Source organism: Chromobacterium aquaticum (assembly GCF_021129195.1).
Classification (GTDB): domain Bacteria; phylum Pseudomonadota; class Gammaproteobacteria; order Burkholderiales; family Chromobacteriaceae; genus Chromobacterium; species Chromobacterium aquaticum.
This window is the reverse complement of record NZ_JAJOHW010000255.1, coordinates 1-3,391: the sequence shown is the minus strand read 5'-3', so window position 1 is coordinate 3,391 and position 3,391 is coordinate 1. Positions and strand designations below refer to the sequence as shown.

The window sequence follows — 3,391 nt, the reverse complement described above, 5'->3', positions numbered from 1 at the left end:
GCCGCCGGCATGCGCGCCGCCTTTGGCCTGGCGGCGGCGCTGATGCTGTTCGCGCTGCTGCTGTCGGCGCGGGGACGCGGAAAAGCCGCGCCCTGCTGACGCCACGCTGTCAGCAGAGGGGGCGTAGCCTGTCCGTCATCCGCGGCGCAGCCCGCATTTCATGAAGAGAAGATAGCGATGACCTTGGCTCCCAAACCCAATCTGCAACTGCTGTATGTGACGGATATCCAGCGTTCCACCGCGCTGTATCGCCGTTTGTTCACCACAGATCCGGTATTCGCCAGCCCGCGTTATGTCGCCTTCAGCGCCGGCGGCGAGGCGCTGTTCGCCTTGTGGAGCGGCGGCGACGCGCCGCATGCCGATGTCCCGAGATTTGTCGAAACCGGTATCATGCTGGCATCCGACGCCGAGGTGGACCAGCTCTATCAGGCCTGGCGCGCCGACCCCGATCTGCGCATCGCGCAGCCGCCGAGCACCGAAGTCTACGGCCGCACCTTCCTGGCGCTGGACCCGGATGGGCATCGGATCCGGGTGTGCCAGCGGGACTGAGCGTTTGCGCCCTGTCTGCCGCGTGTTGGCGCTACGGCGCTATCGCCACGCGGTGGGCATGGAATGACACAAGGACAAGCATGCGAATACACATCATGGTCGCCGCGCTGGCGGCGCTAGGCCTGCCCGCCGCGAGTTGGGCCAAGGCGCAGGTATACAAGGATTGGGCGGTGGCCTGCGACAACACCCGTCATTGCGAGGCCAACGGCACGCAGGGCGATGAGGGCGGCAATCCGGTCAGCCTGCTGCTCAAGCGCGATGGCGGCCCGAATGCGCCGCTGAGCGGAGAGTTGCTGGCGAATTCGGAGGAGGGTGGAATCGGCCCGCTGAGCCTGCGCGTGGGCGGTTTCAGTCTGCAGGGTCTGAAAGACGAGCAGACACTGTCCGCCGCGCAGATGGCCAAGTTGCTGCCGCTCATGCTGGACGCGGACGCGGCGGAGTTGAGCGATGGCAAGCAGCAATGGCGGCTGTCGCTGGCCGGCCTCAAGGCCGCGCTGCTGCGCATGGACGAAGCCCAGGGCCGGCTGGGCACGCCCGGCGCGCTGGTGAAGAAGGGGACGAAGCCGGAAGCCTCGGTGCCGCCGGCCTTGCCGGCGCCGCTGTTGCGGTCGGTGCCGACGGCGGCGCGGCCCGGCGATGATGCTCTGGCGGCGCCCATCCTGAAGGCGGTGCGCGAGCGTGACTGTTGGGAGCAGATGCCGGACGAGGAGCATCCGGCGGTGAGCGTGCACCGCTTGAGCGCCAAGCAAGTGCTGGTGCTGCGCGAATGTGGTCGCGGCGCTTACCAGAGCGGTTCCAGCGTGTGGATCGCCCAGGACAAGCCGCCGTATCAGCCGCGGCTGGCCCAACTGCCTGGCGGCGAGCCCGAATACCAGATGAACGCCGAGTTCGATCAAGGCGTGCTCAGCAGTTTTTCCAAGGGCCGCGGCTTCAACGATTGCAATGCCAGCAGCGCCTGGGCCTGGACCGGCAGCCGTTTCGAGCTGATGCATGACGCCGAGGCGCCGCAATGCAGCGGCATCCCCGGCGGCATCTCGCTGCGCAGCTGGGTGACGCGGCAGCAATAAGCGGGCGCGGTCCGCCCGCGCTTTGCAGCGAAGGCGGACCGAGGTCCCGTCGTTGGCGTGGAGCCTGCTCGCTTATGTCGACTCGGGCTGATGCAGGCCAAAGCTCAGGCCGCCAGGCGCATGGCATTGCGCGAATTTGCCGAAGCCCGGCTCCTCCGCGATGCCGCCGTCGATTTGGCCGCCCAGGGCCCGCACGCGCTCAACGGCGGCCGCCAGGTCCGGCACCTGGAAGAAGAGATCGATCCGGGGCGCGGCATCCCCCCCGTGCAGGCCGGCTTTAATCGATCCGGCCTGAAACCAGCCGCCGCCGTCCGTGCCCATCGGGTGGAAGCTCCAGCCGAATAGCTCGGCGAAGAAAGCTCCGACAGGGGCCGCGTCTCCGGCGCCGATCTCGATATAGGAAACAGTTGATGCCATGGGAATCTCCTTAGGAGTTAAAAAGCCAATTGGCCTATTTCAACAGCCTAGGTGATTATAGGTCGGCTCAGGCCGGATCGATGGTTTCCAGTTCCACCCGCCACAGCGGCAGCGGGCGCTCGGCCTGCAGCCGCAGCGTCTCGCCGCGCCGGATCAGGGCAGCGTCCCAGGCCGCCAGCGGCAGCGGCCGTCCGTCCTGCCACAGCCGCGCGCCGTCTTCCAGCGTTAACAGCAGGGTCAGTTCGGCGCTGGAGCCCAATTCCAGCGCGCCATCCAGCATCAGCTTGTCCAGCCGCGAGCGGTAGCGGCCGCGCCGCGTCATCACGTTGAAATCGGTCAGCGGGCCGTCCAGCAGCCGGCTTTGCGCCGGGGTCTCGCCGGCGAAGGCCAGCGGCGCGCCGCCCGGCGTCAGCCGCAGGCTGTCCCTGCCTTCCAGTTGCAACTCCAGTCCCGCGCCTTGCAGGATCAGCAATTGCCGGTCCACGCCGTCGAAGCGCGAGAACGGCCCGTCGCTGGCGACGCTGGCCAGGCTGACGCGGTAGTCGAAATCGTCCAGGCCGGCGTCGGCCGGGGCGATCAATAGCTGGCGGGTGCTGCCGCCGCCATTTTTCCATGGGCTGGGCGGGCAGTCTTGCAGGCGGATGAGCGTCATGGCGGGCCTTAGTGCAGGTAGTTGATGATCCAGGCGTGGAAGGGAATCGCCACCAAGTCTATCAGCACCGCGCCGCACAGCGGGATGATCAGGAAGGCCTTGTACGAGGTGGCGCCGTGTTTCTGGCACACCGCGCTCATATTGGCCACCGCGTTGGGCGTGGCGCCCAGGCCGTGCCCCATCAGGCCGGCGCACATCACCGCCGCGTCGTAGTTCTTGCCCAGCAGGCGGAAGGCGATGAAGACGCTGATCGCCGTCAGCGCGATCACCTGCAAGGACAGCACGCCCAAGAGCGGCAGCGCCAGATCGTACAGCTCCCAGATCTTCAAGCTCATCATCGCCATGGTCAGGAACACGCCCAGCGAGATGTCGGCGATGGCGTCGATGGCGGCGCTATTGAGCCGGATCAGTCGCGCGCGGTCGTTCAGATTGCGGAACACGATGGCGGCGAACATGGCGCCGACATAGGCGGGCAGCACGAAGTCCCAATGCCGCTGCACCTGGCCGGCGATCAGCATGCCGGCGGTCATCAAGGCCAGCACCAGGCCCATGGACGCGATCAGCGAATCGCTGTTCACGGTGACGCTGGCCTCGTGATCGTGATAGGCGGGCGCCGGCGTTGTGCCGGCTGCGGCCTGGATCGGCAGCTGGTGACGGCGGATCAGCCAACTGGCCAGCGGCCCGCCCAGCACGCCGCCGGCGATCA

The 3,391-nt window shown here is 67.4% G+C and carries 5 protein-coding genes; 2 read left to right on the top strand and 3 right to left on the bottom strand.

The annotated features are described in order from the left end of the window. Positions 1-177: 177 nt before the first annotated feature. Both LQT98_RS23575 and LQT98_RS23570 read left to right on the top strand, forming a co-directional pair. A complete protein-coding gene (locus LQT98_RS23575; protein ID WP_231465665.1) occupies positions 178-549 on the top strand; it encodes a VOC family protein in 372 nt (123 codons plus the stop codon). 80 nt (positions 550-629) lie between these two features. Next, entirely contained in the window at positions 630-1,616 is a 987-nt protein-coding gene (locus LQT98_RS23570) for a DUF1176 domain-containing protein (protein ID WP_231465663.1), read from the top strand. Between the two features lie 72 nt (positions 1,617-1,688). Here LQT98_RS23570 and LQT98_RS23565 read toward each other — a convergent pair whose 3' ends face one another. The 3 genes from LQT98_RS23565 to LQT98_RS23555 form a co-directional block, all read right to left on the bottom strand. Then, positions 1,689-2,033 carry a VOC family protein gene (locus LQT98_RS23565; RefSeq protein WP_048411676.1) on the bottom strand — a complete coding sequence of 115 codons (345 nt, stop codon included), beginning with the start codon at positions 2,031-2,033 and terminating at the stop codon, positions 1,689-1,691. A 67-nt stretch (positions 2,034-2,100) separates the two neighbouring features. Continuing rightward, positions 2,101-2,685, bottom strand: a complete 585-nt coding sequence (locus LQT98_RS23560) for a HutD/Ves family protein (RefSeq protein ID WP_231465661.1) — start codon at positions 2,683-2,685, stop codon at positions 2,101-2,103. Between the two features lie 8 nt (positions 2,686-2,693). Then, positions 2,694-3,391: sodium/glutamate symporter (locus LQT98_RS23555; protein WP_331282593.1), on the bottom strand; the 698-nt coding region annotated here is incomplete at its 5' end.

Excerpts from the sequence above, each read along its gene's own strand:
- LQT98_RS23560 (WP_231465661.1), bottom strand. The coding sequence starts at position 2,685 with ATGACGCTCATCCGCCTGCAAGACTGCCCGCCCAGCCCATGGAAAAAT.
- LQT98_RS23575 (WP_231465665.1), top strand. The coding sequence starts at position 178 with ATGACCTTGGCTCCCAAACCCAATCTGCAACTGCTGTATGTGACGGAT.
- LQT98_RS23570 (WP_231465663.1), top strand. The coding sequence starts at position 630 with ATGCGAATACACATCATGGTCGCCGCGCTGGCGGCGCTAGGCCTGCCC.
- LQT98_RS23565 (WP_048411676.1), bottom strand. The coding sequence starts at position 2,033 with ATGGCATCAACTGTTTCCTATATCGAGATCGGCGCCGGAGACGCGGCC.